This window comes from Butyrivibrio sp. AE3004 (assembly GCF_000703165.1).
In the GTDB taxonomy this organism is placed as follows: domain Bacteria; phylum Bacillota; class Clostridia; order Lachnospirales; family Lachnospiraceae; genus Butyrivibrio.
Map to the genome: position 1 here is coordinate 2,853,725 of NZ_JNLQ01000002.1, position 16,488 is coordinate 2,870,212.

Genomic DNA, 16,488 nt, shown 5'->3' on the forward strand with positions numbered 1-16,488 from the left:
AAGCTCTAATACTCCTTTGAAAACAATTCCTCAAAATCAAAGCTGTTTATTATATGGCGCATTTTGTTAAGTTCGTCTTCAAATTCCATATCATTTTTTACCTCGTGTTCTCCGCTGGTGAAACACTCTGTCATGTAGCGGTTAACCCTGGGATTATAGTGAGTATAATCCGCATAATTATTGAGGTTTGTGACTGTTTCTTCCATGTTCTGAAAATAAAACAGACGCACATTATCATACTTCAAAAACTCACTCGCCGCAAATGCATATTGATTCATAGTCGCTTCAAGATGATTTTCCGTTATCACATTATTCCAGTAAAGAATGCTGTAAGGCGGGAAAAATACATAAAAAACAGTATCCGGATTATCCCGAATAAACGGAAGAAGATTTTTATCAAGATTCTCTTTTGTCTGAGGAATCAAAAGATCTTTTTCCATCTCTTCACTGACAGGCTCCGGAGCTTCATATCCGTGCATTACATACTGAATATTGTAGTAATCCTCAGTCCACCAGCTTGCATAGATTTCAGACATATTCGAAGGCTTCTTCTGAATAACAGGCTTTAAAATATATTCAAGCAGAACATCTTTATTCCAAAGATATTTGACATCATTTACGGGATTATTGTCATAAAGGTACATTGGAAGCTCGTACTTAATTTCATTTATATCCGCCGTCAGCGTCGGTATATCCACCCCTATAAAAACCGCTTTAACATCATTCTTTTTGCGGGCAGGTGAATCCTTATCAAAAACAATACTAAGGATATTGTAATCATCCCTTGGATAAGCGCCGCTGTATGAGAGTTTTAGAGTACTTAATCCCATCAGCTCCGAAAAATCGTCGGTATGAAAATTCACAGTCATAGAGGATCCGATTATACAGCTGTCATAATCCATATATTTTGCCATTCCAGGATTTTGCGAAAGCTGATTGTCCACTATATAAGGAAACCCTGCAACAGGCTCATGATAGTGAAAAAACGGATCCACATATATAACAAGTACCGATATAAGAAGCAGAATGATAAAAGCCGTCACTCCAAAACACGCTATGAACTTTTTACCACTGACATTTTTCAATACAAATCACCATAACCCTTCGACCTAAGGAGGTACCACTTATTAAAATCTATTTTGTTGCCATCAGTTGTCGATGCAGGCTCTTAAAAATTCACATACAGGAAAGTGCTCACACCTCCAAGGCTTACCACTCCCCACACAAATAATACTCCGTACAAAAAAGGATGTTTCTTTTCCTCCGCAATCTTTCTGGCCGTCTTTCCACGAAAAATCACAAATGCGGAAATTATCATTATTATCCACATACAGATGTAGTTACTCTTATTCCATCCAGAAATCGGAGTAACCTTAAAAATATACCAGATTTCATCAACCATGAAGCATTCAGCGAGTTTAACCGTTATATGAAGGCCACTCCAGGCATTTGGATCTATAAGTTTTCCCAGCAGTACCTTTGCGTCAGACAGTTTAGGCGCTCTGAAAAACACCCATGCACAATTGACATACAAAAATGTAAGAATGGTTCCTACTGTTCTTCCCACTGTCCCGGTTTCCTTATTACGTTTATACTTTCCGTAAAATCTGGTAATAACCATGAGAACGCCATGCATCATCCCCCAAACAATAAATCCCCAGCCGTTTCCATGCCAGATACCGCTTATAAGAAAAACAACCATGATATTTATATAAGTTCTAAGTTTTCCTCTCCTGCTGCCTCCAAGCGGAATATAAATATATTTCGTAAAAAACTTTGTCAGAGATATATGCCATCTGTCCCAGAACTGCGCGATATTTTCAGCTCTGTAGGGCGCATCAAAATTAATTTGCAGATCCATACCAAGCATCCTGCAGATGCCTTCTGCCATATCACAGTATCCGCTAAAATCAAAATACAGCTGAAAAGAATAGGACACAGCAATTATCAGAGCATCCATAGCTGTTGCCGTTGTTAATATGCCATAACCAAAATCAGCCGCTTTTCCAAGCACATCAGCAAGCAGTACCTTTTTTGCGAGTCCCAAAGTAAACAGCCTCATACCCTCAGCTATGTTTTCAAAGTCCAAAACATCTTCATGAAGCTTTTCTATTCCTGTATTTATATTCTTATAATCAGCAATGGGTCCCTGTAAAACCTTCGGAAAAAACAGGATATAGCATAAATAATCAAGTATGCCGCACTGTTTTTCATCATTCCCAAGCTCCGCTATAAACATAATCTGGGAAAAGGTATAGAAGCTTATGGCAACAGGCATTGCTCCGTCACTCATATATTTGAAAAAGCATAAAAGAATTACATTACAGATAATCGCTATGACCTTAAGCAATCTGTCCGGCTTTGTTCTACCCATTCCAGCAAGCATGGCAAACGCAAGGTTAAATGCAATACTCCCAAGAAAAACAAAGCAGCTAAGCTTTCCGTATCCCACGAAAAAAAAGGCTGACATTGCTATCAGCCATAATTTCATCAGCATCTGCTTCTTTTCTGTAAAAAGCCCTATATGCTGTAGTCCCCACACCCCAAAAAGAAATATGGGAAGGAATATAAAAATAAAAGAATATGAATTAAAAGTCATTACACAAATTACCGGTCTTTCAAAAGCCGATCACTGAGAAATCTCGGGATCCTCAAATATATTATAGCCTCCAACGCTATTTACAAGTTTAAGGCCCATCTCATCAAGCGGCACATCTATTTTCCTGTCCTTATACATAACGATGTATCTGCACTGAGTCTGCCTTGTAGCTTCTAAAAGCTCTTTCGCATTTATTATCTCCGGCTTTTCAAAAGCCTCATGAACAGCATTGTAATAATTCCAGTGAATTATATCACGACCGTAAGGCATTAGTATATTTGTGTCATACTGTCTTACGAAATGAAGCATTTCGGAAGGGAAGACCGCTCTTACTCTTGGCTCATCCTCATCCGGACTTATTTCATCGCATACATCAATTACCACCTGCGGAATATGATACGGATTTTCAGCATCCTTTACATACTCATTTTTATAAACGAGGCTTCCACACAGAATAATAATTGCGCTGCACAAAACGAGGCCTACACGTTTGTGGTTCACAAAAAGCTTGCAACCGGCATAAGCTATACATACAGACATTGGCATAAGCCATAAAAGCCTGTAGTATGTGTCCCCTCCGTCACTTAAAACCGCGACATACGCAATCCTTGTATAAGGAATAAAGAAACCTACAAGAACCAGAAAGGGAGCAAAAGCAATTACCAGTCTTTTTCTATTATCCTTTTCAGCAAAAAGCAGATATATAAGCGATAAGACAAAGAGCGCAAGCAAATACCCGTTTCCGCCGTACAGCTTGAATATTACCCAGCACTCCATGAAAATTCCGTACATAAATCTACTCACCTCATCAAAAAACTATTATTCATACCTGTCCCGAATCCCTTTTATTGTCTATGCAAGGAATTTATACATTAAAAGATATACACCCGTCGGAATCACAGCCAGTACTGCTTTAATGATAATCCTGAAGTCTCTGGTATATATCAGAAGCAAAAGCGAAAGAAGTCCCGCAAGTGCTGTCCCAAAGATAATCCCCATAGAGCTCATAATCCCTGACGCCATATTAAGAAGGAATAAGAGTATCCATGTGCTGTTTCTTATGGATCTAAGGCCGCCCTTTGTCTCTTCCTTCCACAAAAATCCGGGCTTTCTGCAGTCATCAAACATCCACAAAAACAACCAGAAGACAAATGGTAATACAAAATTGGCAACCATGGCTTTTCCCTGCCATGTCCTCATCATCAGAAATGTCTCCGGAGTATATATGGAGGTATTTCCGAACATTGTCATAAGTGAAATGAATATCATATATATGGGCAGCATATCCTGTCTTGCCCCAAACAATATCCTTCCTATCTCAAGATAGATAAGATATATAAGCGGCAAAATAAGAAGAGGCATTATTGTATGAGAAACAATAGTCGCATGTATACCGCTCATTCTTGCAATGAATGCTATCCAAAGCGGAAATACCGCCATGGCATGCCTTAGATCAAGTGATGTCGAGCTTCCGGTATAGGGAAGAATGGTGTTCATCACGTCTGTCTGTTGTGCCAAAAGTGACTCAACCACATAGTAAGAATCATCACCGTCGAAGGGAGCCTTTATAACAGCCATAACAAGCTGAAAAGCAAGTATCGCTCCGAACAATCCCCAATAGATCATGCTTTCACGGGAATATTGAAACTTCATTACTCTAACATCTGTTCTCGGGCTTATAATTGCCTCCGGTTTTGCCCTCTCATCTCCGGGAAACATCAGATAAAAGATATTTGAATCCTTTATATATTCTCTTTGTATATCCCATATTTTTCCGGCATAACCGATAATTGCAAGCACTCCCTGCACGCTTGCAAAAACTATGCTGCACTTATGAAATGCACCATAAGGAATTTTTATCATGCACCATATCCCAATAACCTCAAATACCGCAAACGATACGAGATATCCGCACAAAAAAGTTATCCCTATTGTCTTCTTCGTCTGAGGAAGAATCCTCTGAATCAAAAACCCCATCCCCATCGGTACTATAAAAAGCCACAATATCAAAGAAAGAGCGGATAGTACCACCATACTCAGTTAACCTCCTCCCGAAGCATAGCTTTCAGATGCTCTGTGAAGATATTGATTCCCGTAAGGTTTTCCCCACCTCTCGGGATAATAAGATCTGCATATTTCTTACTGGGTTCCACGAACTGCTCATGCATGGGCTTAACCGTTTCCGCATACTGATTCAGTACCGACGAAACGCTTCTTGCTCTTTCAATGGTATCTCGTCTTATTCTGCGCATAAGTCGCTCGTCCGCATCTGTATCGACAAAGACCTTAACGTCCATCAGATCCCGAAGTTGTTTGTTCTCAAGAATCAAAATACCCTCAAGAAGGATTACCGGCTTTGGCACCACATGTATAGTCTGATCGGATCTGTTATGTATTGCATAATCATAAACCGGAATATCAACCTCTTCTCCATTCTTAAGCTTTTCCACATCACTGATAAGGCGCTCTGTATCAAAAGAAGACGGATGATCGTAATTAAGTCTCGATCTCTCGTCATAAGAAAGATCATTATGAGCTTTATAATATGAATCATGGCTGATAACCACAATGTCATCGCCAAACTGTTCTCTTATCCTGTTTACAATAGTTGTTTTACCTGATGCGGAGCCACCGGCTATTCCTACGATACATATTTTTTTCATTAAAACCTCTCTTTCAAATCTGCATGTCACTCATCAATTTCATAAGTATGTGATGACTCACAATATATATGAGAAAGCATCTCGCCGCTTTCGTTATCATATATTATTAGCTGGATATCGTCACTCAGTCTTGAATCATCATACAGGAAATTGTTATTTTCATCTGATGTAAGATACAACAAACGGAATCTTTTCTCAATAGGTATATAAGTCATTTCTCCCATTGAAGTATTCATTTTTTCTATCGACTCATAATCCACAGCCTCGTAGCTGTTTCCCGATGCCCTGTCCATAAGAAGAAAATACTGCTGATGATTGTTCCCTGCTTCATCTATTTTATCCGTTCCTGTCAGGTTAGTCACAAGATGTCTGAACCACGGGTCCTGAAGAGCAGGAGAGTCTTCGGTCAGGTAAAGAGCAAAGCTGACATCTCCAAGTGTCAGCAGATTCATCTGCGTAGTAAGCAGTCTGTAGTTTTCTTCCTTTGAACGGAGTTCCTTATTATATGATGCGCAAAGCTTATCCCAGTTTGAATATTCGTTATCACCTCTGTGATCTGTAAGCTCTGCATTTTCCTTTAACCAGTTTCCGATATAAGAGGTAACCTTTCTTGCACCTGTTGACGATAAATGTCCGGGATCACTTAAGTCAGCTTCCATATCAATGATATCTTCCATCTGCAGCATATTAATGTAAGGCACTCCATACTGTGCAGCTATATCACCTGCAGAATTTGCCGACTGGATATCCTGTGGTTCAGCAGCAAACGGAAGGAAAGTCACAACCACTCCTATTTGGTCTCTCTGACATTCATCTATTATTTTCATGAGGTATTCTTCATTTACGGTATGTTCGGGAAGACGGGCATTTACATCGTACTCATATTCTTCCTTTATACTGCCCTCAAGCTCATGCTTCATCTCTGCGCCCATGAGCATATTGTATTCGCCTGTTCCGGTAAGTCTCTGAAAATCCTTCTGCTCAAGTTCATTCCATCTGTTGTGGTAAACAATAAAATCAAACAGATACTGCTTTTGTATCTCAGGATCATGTACAAGATCCTTAACAGCTGCCATCTTTAGTTTGCTTAAGGGATATGCATCCATATTCAGATGCAGCTGACTGATCGCAGCCTGTCTGAACTCCTCAGGAGTTTCCTCATACATCTCATCAATGTATTCATAGTTTCTGTCCATCATAAAACAGTCAACCACGACATAATCCGGTTTGCAATAATCAAGCGCCCTTATGAGCTGCCAGTAGCTTTCCTTTAAAAGGCTTCCATGCCCACCGAGATTGTAGGAGGTAATGCCGTAATCCTTGTAAAGGTCAATGGGATTTATTCCGTTTATCACATGAGATGAGCCAAGAAACAGCACATCAAGATGATCTTTCTTTGCTTCCTCAAAGAAATCCCTGTTTTTCATATAACTGGTCTTTCTCTCTGTGATAAGAGTTACCGCAAACAGCGTTCCTGCAAGCAGCACAAGAAATATAAAGGTTTTAAGTACAAGAATCAGTTTTCTCTTCATTATCGTAATTCCTTAAAAGTTCTGATATATAAATCCCGCAGCATCATAGCCGGGTCCCCATATTCCACAGGTTACTATAAAAGTAATCGCAGCAATATAAATAAGCCATCTGAGCCATATTCCCTGATTTTTGATCTTGTCAGCGATACATATTCCGCGCTTATTTGCAACATCAGCACCTATAAGAAGACCTATTGCCGCAAAAAGAAGAAGTACATTTTGTCTGTCCAGTCCAAGCCCGTACAGCATGCCCTTACTTATAAACCAGGGAGCAGGCTTTAAGATATGCGTCACCATGTATATTGCAGTTTTAAAATCCTGAACCCTGAAAAAGATCCACGCAAGGTTCACCAGTAAAAACGTGATTATTATCTTCAAAAACCTGTGTGAAAAGCTGTTCTTCTCCACTTTAAAAGATTCACACAAGCGTTCCCTTACAGGCATAAGTGCATGTCCGGCCACCTGATACATACCATGTAAAAGTCCCCATATCGCAAAGGTATAATTGGCTCCATGCCACAATCCGCTAAGAATAAATACTATTAAAATATTGATGTATTTTCTTGTTGTTCCCTTTCTGTTTCCCCCAAGAGGAATATAAAGATAATCCTTGAACCAGGAGGATAGCGAAATATGCCAACGCCTCCAGAATTCCTGTACATTTGATGACAGATAGGGTGCATCGAAGTTTTTCATAAGGTCAAATCCCAAAACCTTCGCACAACCGATAGCTATATTACTGTAGCCGCCAAAATCACAGTAAATTTCAAATGTATAGAGGATAGATGCTATGAGAGTAGCTGTTCCGGCATACTTCACAGGATCTGAATAAATAGCGGAAACAAGAATTGCACACCTGTCTGCAATTATCATCTTCATGAAGTAGCCCCACATCATCTGCAGAAGGCCATCCCTCATCTTATCATAACTGAAGTTCTTGGGCTCTCTGAACTGTCTAAGCATATGCCCTGCACGCTCGATAGGTCCCGATGTTACCTGGGGAAAAAATGATATAAACAATGAAAGCAAAAAGAAGTTCTTCTCAGCATAAAGATCCCCACGATAAACATCCACAAGATATCCTATGGCCATGAACATAAAAAACGACATGCCAACTGCCGAAAGCAAAGAAATACCTGCATATTTTGAAAGAGCAAGAATAAGCAGATTCGCCCCTATGGTTATGGCAAGTACCGCTTTTTTCTTTTTTCCTTCGATTTTTTCAATAATCCTTGCACCGACATAGGCCGATACCGATGTAAAAAGCAGCATCGGGAAACCTCTCAGGTCAAGAGAAAGATAAAATGCCCAGCTCATCAAAAAAAGCCACAAGTACCTTAGCTTTGCCGGGATCAAAAAATAGATTAAGGCCATTGCCGGTAAAAAAATTAAAAACTGCAAAGAAATAAGCTGCATTGTTCGCCCTCGTTTATAGATAATATTAAGGTTAAGTATAGCAAACTTAGCAATAAAAAAGAAGTGTCGGAGGTCATCCGGCACTTCCCTGAAAATATTATTTTTTCTTTAAGCTGTCTTTATATTCCCAGAAATCAAAATTATTAATTTCCACATACGGCATCTCACTATCATCAAGCCCTCTCAGCTTTTGAATCCTGTGAGCAAGCACGGCCGCATACACCTGACGTCCTTTCTCATTATAGTGAAGTCCGTCTGAGAGATAATCATCCACAGTTTCTATCTTTAAGTCAAACTGTGAAGCATACATAGAGTCCATAAAATCATATCCGCATGCATTTGCAAGGTTGCTTGCGGTATTGGAATACTCAGACAAAGGTCCTATTCCCTTACTTACGGTGTAACTGTCACCTATAGCATAACCGTCAGCATTGTACCACATGCAGTATGAGGGACCGCAGATGATAAACTTTGCATTTGGGCTTGCTTTTTTAAGTTCAGAAATTCCCACAGACAATGCTCCGTTATAGGTTTGAACATCAAACTCATTATCGGGGTTAAACAGATCTTTACCATTTATGTAATCATTGGCACCGTACTCAATAACATAAAGATCAACTTTCTCCGGCGTGATTTTTTTCATCTCGGCACCGGCGGGATACTGATCCAGGAATCCCGAATCTATTTTTCCGACAAATGCATAGGCAATACCAACAAAACAGGATTCATTAAACGTATCAAGGTCAATCCCCATCCCTCTCTGAAGAGAGGCTGCCGTTCCTCCTATGGCAAAATTATAAAATTTAACTTTCTTGCCAAGAAGTGCGCATGTATAAGAAGGAATGTCAGATGCCGTTCCTCTTGCATTGTCAAACTGGCTGTCACCTATAAAGACTATATCGTAATATTTATCCTCTTCTGCCTTTGCAGGCTCTTCAACAACCTCCTCTACAGACGTTTCCGCAGGCTGCTGAACTTCCTCAGCAGGAAGCTCCGGTTCCACTATTTCCTGAGGATCAAAAGAAGCGCTTCCTGAAGAAACAGCTGACGAATCATCGCCTGTCGCCTGTGCTTCTGCAGCTCCTTCTTCCACGGAATCCTGAGCCCCGGATTCGTTCTGTTCCCCGCTGTCGTTTGATGAAGCATCAGATGCCTCAGCGCCGGAAACTTCTCCCTTTATCTCTTCCTCAGCAACGACATTATCCTCCGTTTTCCGGGAAGTAAGCTTAGAAGGGTCCCCACAACCGGTCAATGCCACTGTTAGTAAAATAGCTGTAATCCCCGCCATTATTCTTTTTTTCATTATTTCTCCTCCATCATCCTCTTCTTATCCGCATGGAGACTTATAAGTCTCATCTCAAACTCTCTTCTGTGATTAATTGTCAGATTGTGAAGTATCATTCCGGCAAAGAAGGACAAAAGAGCTGCCATCATTACAAAACCGCAAACGATAAGAGTCGGAAACCTTTCAACAAGCCCTGTTTCAAGATAAGCAGCGAAAATCGGTATAAAGAAAGCCACCGACACGATTGCAAGGACAAGTGAAATAATCGCAAAAAATCCCATCGGTTTATAGTCCCTATACAGCCTTGCGATTGTCATAAGCACCCGCATCCCGTCTGAATATGTATTAAGCTTTGATTCCGAACCTGCAGGCCTGTCCCTGAATTCAATAATGTAGTTCTCAATCTGCATATGATTGTTAACAGCATGTATTGTCATCTCAGTTTCAATTTCAAAACCTGTGGACAAAACTGGAAAAGTCTTTGCAAATTCGTAACTAAATGCCCTAAATCCCGTCATAACATCTCTGATATCACAGTCAAACAGTCGATTTATGCTCCCTCTTACCAGACTGTTACCAAAATTGTGGAAAGGTCTCTTGTTTTCGGTAAAATATGTTGAGGAAAGTCTGTCACCGACGACCATATCCGCATTTTTCTCAAGAACCAGTCTGCACATTCCGGGAGCAGACTCCATAGGATAGGTGTCATCTCCGTCTACCATAACATAACACTCCGCATCAATTTCGCGGAACATTCTTCTGATTACATTACCTTTTCCCTGAACATATTCGTGGCGGACAATCGCCCCGTTAGCATCAGCAATTTCAGAAGTGCGATCAGAAGAATTGTTATCATATACATAAATTACAGCTTCCGGAAGAGCTGCCCTTGAATCCTTTATAACCTTTTCAATTGTCTGCTCTTCATTGTAGCAGGGTATGAGTACTGCTATCTTATCCATTTCAAACCTCACGTTCAATATTTTAATGTATATACATATACTGTATAAGGCGATGAAGTATCCTCATAAACGCCCTTAAGAAAAAGGCCCTTTTCATCAGCATTACTGATTTCAATTCTTGAAAAAATGTAGTCGCATGAAAGGTCCCTGAGTGCTTCCGCATCAATGTAAATATCTGTGTCTGTAACCCCGGTCATGCTCTTCGTAGCCATTACGATAGAATCATCTGTTCCGGAATAGAGATAGCATCTTGCTCCCCAGTCATCAAAATAAATCCTGGTGTTTTCCTTGCGTTCAAGTGCAGGAGCTATTACCCTTCTGAATTTCTCCTTATACTCCTGCGAATAAAAGCCAAGGTATCCGTCAAGAGTGGCAATATCGTTATATTCAAGAACAGCGGGATGCATTCCGTAGGCTACAGCCCACTCGTTTTTGTCGTAGCCGATATCGCTTTTTATTTTATCAAAAAGCTCCTCCGAGTAAAACTCTCCATAGCTCAGTCTGTCCACTTCTTGTCCTGTCTTTATCCTGTAAGCCGTTCCGTAAACAGTATCATAGAGATCATTGTAATGACCCGACCCAAGCAGAATTACGAACACTGCAGCTACAGGTATAAGTCTCGCAGCTATGCGGATAAAAACATTCTCCTTAGATGCCATTCTCCTACAAAGAATAAACAATAGTGCATACCACAAAAAAGGACTAAAGAAAATAGTTCTGTTAAACTGCCAGCCTGTAAGTGGGGGCAAAACAAATGCCACAAAATCTCTCATTCCTTCGCTGTAATATATTCCGTAAACTGCGCTGTTAAAGACAAGAAGCAGCATAAAGAAATTATATATATCATGAAAGATTCCTTTAAAATCCCGCTTTAAAATATAACCGGCATTAAGAACCACAAAATAAAGCATGCACAGCGGAAACACCAAATACGAATGAGCATCGTCCGCATGCATCATCCCATTCTTGAATACATCAAAGCTTTCCGTAAGAATTCCGGATAATCCCATTGAAGCATCTTTCATTGTGCTTCTTATGGTCACTTCATCGGAAAACAGCATTGCTCCGAATAATCTGTATTCAAAAATCACAAAGCCTGCTGCCAATATTACGAGTCCTACGCATAAGGGCAAAGAAAGTTTCTTATCACTTATCCATCTCCAGATGATGGCGAGGACAAGATATCCCAAAATAAACATTCCGAAATATGAGAAATACGAAACCACCGGATAAAAAAACAGAAGTACAAAGTACTTTAAAGCCTCTTTCTTAAAGCCTATCCTGTAAATTTTCCTAAGAAGATATATAGCAAGCGGTATTGAAGCAAAGGGAATTCCGAACGCCGGAAAAAGGTTTAATATTCCATATGCAAAGGAACATATCCACGCTATATCTCCGGGTTTCTCATCAGGCAGAAAATCCTTAAAGAGAAGAAGACATGAAGCAATAGCTATAACAATCTTTAAAATATAGCCGACAACATACGCAGGATATGCCGGCATTATCATGAACAAAACACTGTACAGATAAAATTCACCCGGAAGATTGTCTCTGCTTATCCCATTAAGAAATGGGACATCTGCGCCATGAGCCCAAAATGTCCCTGTATTCTTCATCATTTTATATTGTGCTACGAAAAGATCCAGATTATCCGGCACTGCTATGTAGCTGTTTTCACCAACAATCATGTACATAGCAAAAACAGATATCATAAACAGTCCTATAAGACAGATATACCATCTGGATAATATTTTTCCGGCTAAACCTTTCACGATCTCTCCTCTATAGTAATGCCCTGCTAATAACATTAAATATCAAAAAGGCTCCGATCACCGGATCAGTCTTCCTTCTTGAACAATCCCATTCTCTCATGTCCGCCGAGCTTATTAGGATCTCTTCCTTCAAGGATTGCTTTAACGATTGTCATACGGAATCCTGCGTCTATAAAGTCACAGTGCTTACAGAACGACTCATTCTGTCTGCCCGCAGCGATCTTTCTTCTGACAGCCATGAATTCCTCTGAAGCCCATCCGTCCTTGAGACTTGTTGTCGCAAGATCGGCATAATTTGTAACCTCAAAGTTATCACAGCAACAAAGTCCCAGCTTACCGTTAGGCATAATCCACATATCAGTAAAAGGAAGGAGACAAGTCTCCTTTATGACTTTTTCCGTTGCCTGCTTATTGGGTGCTGACCCCGCTCTGTTAGTAAGAACCTCCTGAAGATATCTCATCTGAATTTCGATATCGATATCCTTGAATTCATCGGGATGAGCCTTTACATAATCGTAAATCTCCTGAATGTTCTTATGAAGCTTAAATTCCATACTATAGTTATTGATTATAAGCTGATCGATATATGGCTGAATCTGCTTAACCTTATCAATACTAAGAATCAGTCCGTTCGTGCTCATAAAAATAAAGCTCTCCGGAAGCTTCTCTCTTGCATATTTATGGCGCTCAACAATTTTGGTATCAAGCCAAGGCTCGTTATTGCCATAAAGAGTAAGGTGTCCTTTATATCCCCAGTCTGCAAGCTGATCTATAATGCTCTTGTAAAGATCATCGTCTATCTTGCAAAGTGGTCTCTTCTCTGCGTGAACGTTGGCTGTACAAAAAGCACATGTAGAGTTACATCTGTTTATTGTCTCGATATTTACAACGTTCGGCATCGGGACTTCTTTTGCGTTCATGAAATAATCTATATAATCCTGTTGCTGTTTATGTCTCGTAGCAAACTGAAGTTTAAGGTATGCTTCGCTGGCAAGCATTGGAAAATGCTTTCTAGCAAACCATCCGAATTTGCCCATAAAACTATTTACCTTAATTGGCATCGTGTATCCTCCGTATTTTTTTATCTACAACAGCGCTTATTATATCATAGGTAGTTTTTTTTTCAACTTAGCGTTTGACTATCAGATTTCTGTTCCCTATAATTAAAGAACTAAATCTACCGGCTTTCGAAAATCAGGGAGAAGGTTATGGGAACTGTAAATACGGTATCGCTTATTATCTATTTGGGACTAATTGTTTTTGCTTTATATCTTTACCGCAAAAACTCAGGTAATTCTTTTTCACAGATCAATCTATCCGATGTCACCTTTAGCAAAATATATACTGTCTTATTGCCTGTTGTACTTGTGATGATAGGTGCTGCTCTGCGTTTTTATAAGTTATCGCAGATTCCGGCCGGCCTTCATCAGGATGAGGCTTCCATAGGTTATGAGGCTTATATTCTTTCTGTATTTGGTATAGACAGAGACGGCAACAGATATCCCGTTTATCCCATTACTTACGGCTCAGGCGGTGGAAGTCCGCTTATGATCTATCTGAATGCGGTGACCTCATTTCTTTTTGGCAGCAGTTCACTGACACTAAGGTCACTTCCTGCTATTTTGGGAGTAATAACACTTATTGTTTTCTTTTTTCTCATAAAACGCTTAAGCCGGGAATCTTTTATCGAAAATAAAGGCAATCTTACTCTGCAGTATGTTTTGGGCGAATATCTGTGGTTACCCATAGTAAGCCTTTGCATTATGGCTCTTTGCCCATGGCATGTTATGCTCTCAAGATGGAGTCTGGACAGTAACACCATGCCTTTCTTTGTCATTTTGGCACTGCTTCTTTTTATCATGGGTGCGGGAAGGCAGAAGGAATCCACTTCATTTGAAAGTATCGGCACTCTTTTTAAAAACAAGGACAGAAAAAAAAGTCGCACATTAAGCGCATCCGATTCCGTCTCAACTCTTTTGTTTGCTGCTTCTGCTTTTGTTTATGCACTCACACTCTACAGCTACGGTAGCGCTACTTTTATCATTCCTGTCCATTTGATTTTATTGTGCGTGATTTTTCATAGGAAACGTCGCATTACTGCTTTTCAGATTCTTATCGGCATACTTGTATTTATAATAGTTTCCTCACCATTATTATTGTTTTACGCAATAAATACGCTTGATTTGCCACAGATAATCACTCCTTTCTTTTCCGTGACAAAATTCACTGCCAGACGCTCTATATTTACAACAGGTGAAGGGATGCTTTTGTCCGCATTGCAAAATCTCCTGGTCATCATTAAAAATCTGGCAATCGGATGCTCTGATGAGCAGATTCTTAACTATATACCCGGATTCCCTCCACTTTTTGCTTTTACTTTCCCTATTACTTTACTTGGGGTAATCATAAGCATGATCAGGGTAAAACGTGGAGCTCTCCTCGATCAGGTTATCCTCAGCCTCTTTATCCCGGCTTTTGTCTTCGGACTGTTTGTTGAAGAAGACATAACCAGAATGGTCCTGATCTTCATACCCGTGATCTACTACATGGCACGTGGCTACATCTTTGTTGTTGATGCTTTTGTCACCATTGAAAAAACCTCAGCATCAAAGCTTGTCCGCTTTTTTGCCATTTTCCTAAAGAGTATTGCGCCTGCTCTTTTCATGGCCTCCGCATTGTTCTTTTGCAAAACATATTTTAACGAATTCAACGAATTAAGCCGTGATGCCTATATGCCCGGTTATGGCGAAGCCTGCGCATATGCAGACAAAAAGGCTTCGGGTGATGCCATAATATACTCAACCTATGAGCATGTATCAGCGCCCTTTATGATAGCGCTTTATTACACAAAAACAAATCCATATGATTTTATAAACACGGTTCATTATAAAGATCCAAATGCCGAGTTTAGGATTGCTGACTCCTTTACTCACTTCAGATTTGGGCTCCCTGAAGATATAACAGATAATGCCCTTTCATATCTGTCTGAAGGCAATATCTTTATTCTTCATGAATCACAGATGGACACAATAAAAAACGCTCCGGGATATAATCCCGAAGCAGTTGATATAAAATCTTTTGGTGATTTTCTTGTTATTGTCCCGATTTCCTGATTGCTTTTGCTGCCTTGTGAACATTTCCATAGGCAGCATAACGTTCAACCATCTCGTAAATCACAATATCAGGCTTGTAGTCTTCAATCCATTTAACAAAGCTTTTGTCCACATCATGCCAGACAACAAGTGTATCTCCGAAAGACTCCGCAAAATCTTCCTTTAAGTAGTTTACAATAAAGCTGTTACATATGATAAGTGTTTTACAGTCATTACCTGCTTTGTCATTGATGAAATGATAAGTATTGTAGCCATCAAAAGCTTCATGTTCCTCATCATAATTTTCATTCATTACCGCATCTGTTTTCTTCAGTTCAAAGTTCTCAGATACATTCTCTCTTTTAACGCCGCCGTAAAAGCTCATACCCTGGTCTGTCATCGTGATATCATAATCACTCTCCGAAAGCACTTTAAACGGAACAGTTCTGTCTTCATTAAGCGCATTCATTGTATCAAGATATCCAAGAAATGCCCCCCGCCAAGTCCAGTGAACCGGATCACCATACTTGGAATAAACTTCGTAATTTTGCTTATTCTCTATAAATGTATTCTTCAGAGGGATGACCTTAACATCTGTAGTTTTTGTAAGTGATGTCATAAGCTGATCTGTTCTTGAAATATCGCCGTAACTATTGACACTGTCAGGAAAATATTCGGGATATATGGATTGCTTATCCCAGCACTGCATATAATAGAACTCAGCACCATTTTCCTTCAGATAATCAGATATTGTCAGATAATCACTTGTAAGCTTTTGTAGCTCTTCGTCAGTAAAAAGATTAAAGTGCTGATAGGTTTCCACCATATCATTCTCTATAATATTAAATTCTCCGTCAGGCCCAAGCCTGTAACGGCTTCCGTTTTCCATCCTGCCGAATAAATGATATTGCATCAGTGCATTTGCTGAAATAAGTTCATCACGAAAGCCTATTCTGTCATCAAGGTAGCTCTCGATATCTGTCGGAAGAGATTTATTGATTTCTCCATCCTTTATGATTTGGGGAATACCTGTCAAATATCTGTTTTCTTTTTCCGATATGGCTTCCGGATCAAAATTAATGAACACAAGCGGCAATAGAAGCATGATTGCAAAGCCGGCAATATATATTTTTTCAGATAAATCTTTTTTCATTGTGAAGGGCCTTT

Annotated in this window: 13 protein-coding genes; 1 reads left to right on the forward strand and 12 read right to left on the reverse strand. The window is 39.8% G+C overall.

Going from position 1 to position 16,488, the window contains the following annotated elements:
- Positions 1–5 precede the first annotated feature (5 nt).
- The 11 genes from BV60_RS0115305 to BV60_RS0115355 all read right to left on the reverse strand — a co-directional run bounded on the left by BV60_RS0115305 (position 6) and on the right by BV60_RS0115355 (position 13,290).
- Positions 6–1,085: a hypothetical protein gene (locus BV60_RS0115305; protein ID WP_029323114.1), complete on the reverse strand. Its 1,080-nt coding sequence runs from the start codon at positions 1,083–1,085 to the stop codon at positions 6–8.
- Between the two features lie 83 nt (positions 1,086–1,168).
- Entirely contained in the window at positions 1,169–2,491 is a 1,323-nt protein-coding gene (locus BV60_RS0115310) for an MBOAT family O-acyltransferase (RefSeq protein WP_197029576.1), read from the reverse strand.
- A gap of 138 nt (positions 2,492–2,629) precedes the next feature.
- Positions 2,630–3,391, reverse strand: a complete 762-nt coding sequence (locus BV60_RS0115315; protein ID WP_029323117.1) for a hypothetical protein — start codon at positions 3,389–3,391, stop codon at positions 2,630–2,632.
- Between the two features lie 60 nt (positions 3,392–3,451).
- Positions 3,452–4,633 (reverse strand): DUF6077 domain-containing protein, encoded by a 1,182-nt coding sequence (locus tag BV60_RS0115320; protein WP_029323119.1) that lies wholly within the window; start codon positions 4,631–4,633, stop codon positions 3,452–3,454.
- Positions 4,634–4,635: 2 nt separating this feature from the next.
- Positions 4,636–5,262, reverse strand: coding sequence for a uridine kinase (gene udk, locus BV60_RS0115325; protein WP_029323121.1), 627 nt, complete (start codon positions 5,260–5,262; stop codon positions 4,636–4,638).
- Between the two features lie 26 nt (positions 5,263–5,288).
- Complete coding sequence (locus BV60_RS0115330; RefSeq protein WP_029323123.1) at positions 5,289–6,794, reverse strand: hypothetical protein; 1,506 nt, start codon at positions 6,792–6,794, stop codon at positions 5,289–5,291.
- Positions 6,795–6,806: 12 nt separating this feature from the next.
- The gene (locus BV60_RS0115335) at positions 6,807–8,111 is read right to left on the reverse strand and encodes an MBOAT family O-acyltransferase (protein WP_197029577.1); all 1,305 of its coding nucleotides are present in this window, start codon (positions 8,109–8,111) and stop codon (positions 6,807–6,809) included.
- 196 nt (positions 8,112–8,307) lie between these two features.
- A complete protein-coding gene (locus BV60_RS0115340) occupies positions 8,308–9,513 on the reverse strand; it encodes an SGNH/GDSL hydrolase family protein (protein ID WP_029323126.1) in 1,206 nt (401 codons plus the stop codon).
- Positions 9,513–10,457: a glycosyltransferase family 2 protein gene (locus BV60_RS0115345; protein ID WP_029323128.1), complete on the reverse strand. Its 945-nt coding sequence runs from the start codon at positions 10,455–10,457 to the stop codon at positions 9,513–9,515. Before BV60_RS0115345 ends, BV60_RS0115340 begins: the two co-directional genes overlap by 1 nt.
- A 14-nt stretch (positions 10,458–10,471) precedes the next feature.
- Entirely contained in the window at positions 10,472–12,229 is a 1,758-nt protein-coding gene (locus BV60_RS0115350) for a DUF6044 family protein (RefSeq protein WP_029323130.1), read from the reverse strand.
- 65 nt (positions 12,230–12,294) lie between these two features.
- Positions 12,295–13,290: a radical SAM/SPASM domain-containing protein gene (locus BV60_RS0115355; RefSeq protein ID WP_029323132.1), complete on the reverse strand. Its 996-nt coding sequence runs from the start codon at positions 13,288–13,290 to the stop codon at positions 12,295–12,297.
- A gap of 147 nt (positions 13,291–13,437) precedes the next feature.
- Here BV60_RS0115355 and BV60_RS0115360 point away from each other — a divergent pair, with 147 nt between their 5' ends.
- The gene (locus tag BV60_RS0115360; protein ID WP_029323134.1) at positions 13,438–15,342 is read left to right on the forward strand and encodes a hypothetical protein; all 1,905 of its coding nucleotides are present in this window, start codon (positions 13,438–13,440) and stop codon (positions 15,340–15,342) included.
- Here BV60_RS0115360 and BV60_RS0115365 read toward each other — a convergent pair.
- Positions 15,323–16,474, reverse strand: a complete 1,152-nt coding sequence (locus BV60_RS0115365; protein WP_029323135.1) for a hypothetical protein — start codon at positions 16,472–16,474, stop codon at positions 15,323–15,325. The genes BV60_RS0115360 and BV60_RS0115365 overlap by 20 nt on opposite strands.
- Positions 16,475–16,488: the final 14 nt, after the last annotated feature.

Bases quoted from the DNA above. Each gene is read 5' to 3' on its own strand.
- BV60_RS0115360 (WP_029323134.1), top strand. From the start codon at position 13,438: ATGGGAACTGTAAATACGGTATCGCTTATTATCTATTTGGGACTAATT.
- BV60_RS0115315 (WP_029323117.1), bottom strand. From the start codon at position 3,391: ATGTACGGAATTTTCATGGAGTGCTGGGTAATATTCAAGCTGTACGGC.
- BV60_RS0115330 (WP_029323123.1), bottom strand. From the start codon at position 6,794: ATGAAGAGAAAACTGATTCTTGTACTTAAAACCTTTATATTTCTTGTG.
- BV60_RS0115345 (WP_029323128.1), bottom strand. From the start codon at position 10,457: ATGGATAAGATAGCAGTACTCATACCCTGCTACAATGAAGAGCAGACA.
- BV60_RS0115340 (WP_029323126.1), bottom strand. From the start codon at position 9,513: ATGAAAAAAAGAATAATGGCGGGGATTACAGCTATTTTACTAACAGTG.
- BV60_RS0115365 (WP_029323135.1), bottom strand. From the start codon at position 16,474: ATGAAAAAAGATTTATCTGAAAAAATATATATTGCCGGCTTTGCAATC.
- BV60_RS0115335 (WP_197029577.1), bottom strand. From the start codon at position 8,111: ATGAGCTGGGCATTTTATCTTTCTCTTGACCTGAGAGGTTTCCCGATG.
- BV60_RS0115355 (WP_029323132.1), bottom strand. From the start codon at position 13,290: ATGCCAATTAAGGTAAATAGTTTTATGGGCAAATTCGGATGGTTTGCT.
- BV60_RS0115310 (WP_197029576.1), bottom strand. From the start codon at position 2,491: ATGAAATTATGGCTGATAGCAATGTCAGCCTTTTTTTTCGTGGGATAC.
- BV60_RS0115320 (WP_029323119.1), bottom strand. From the start codon at position 4,633: ATGGTGGTACTATCCGCTCTTTCTTTGATATTGTGGCTTTTTATAGTA.
- udk (WP_029323121.1), bottom strand. From the start codon at position 5,262: ATGAAAAAAATATGTATCGTAGGAATAGCCGGTGGCTCCGCATCAGGT.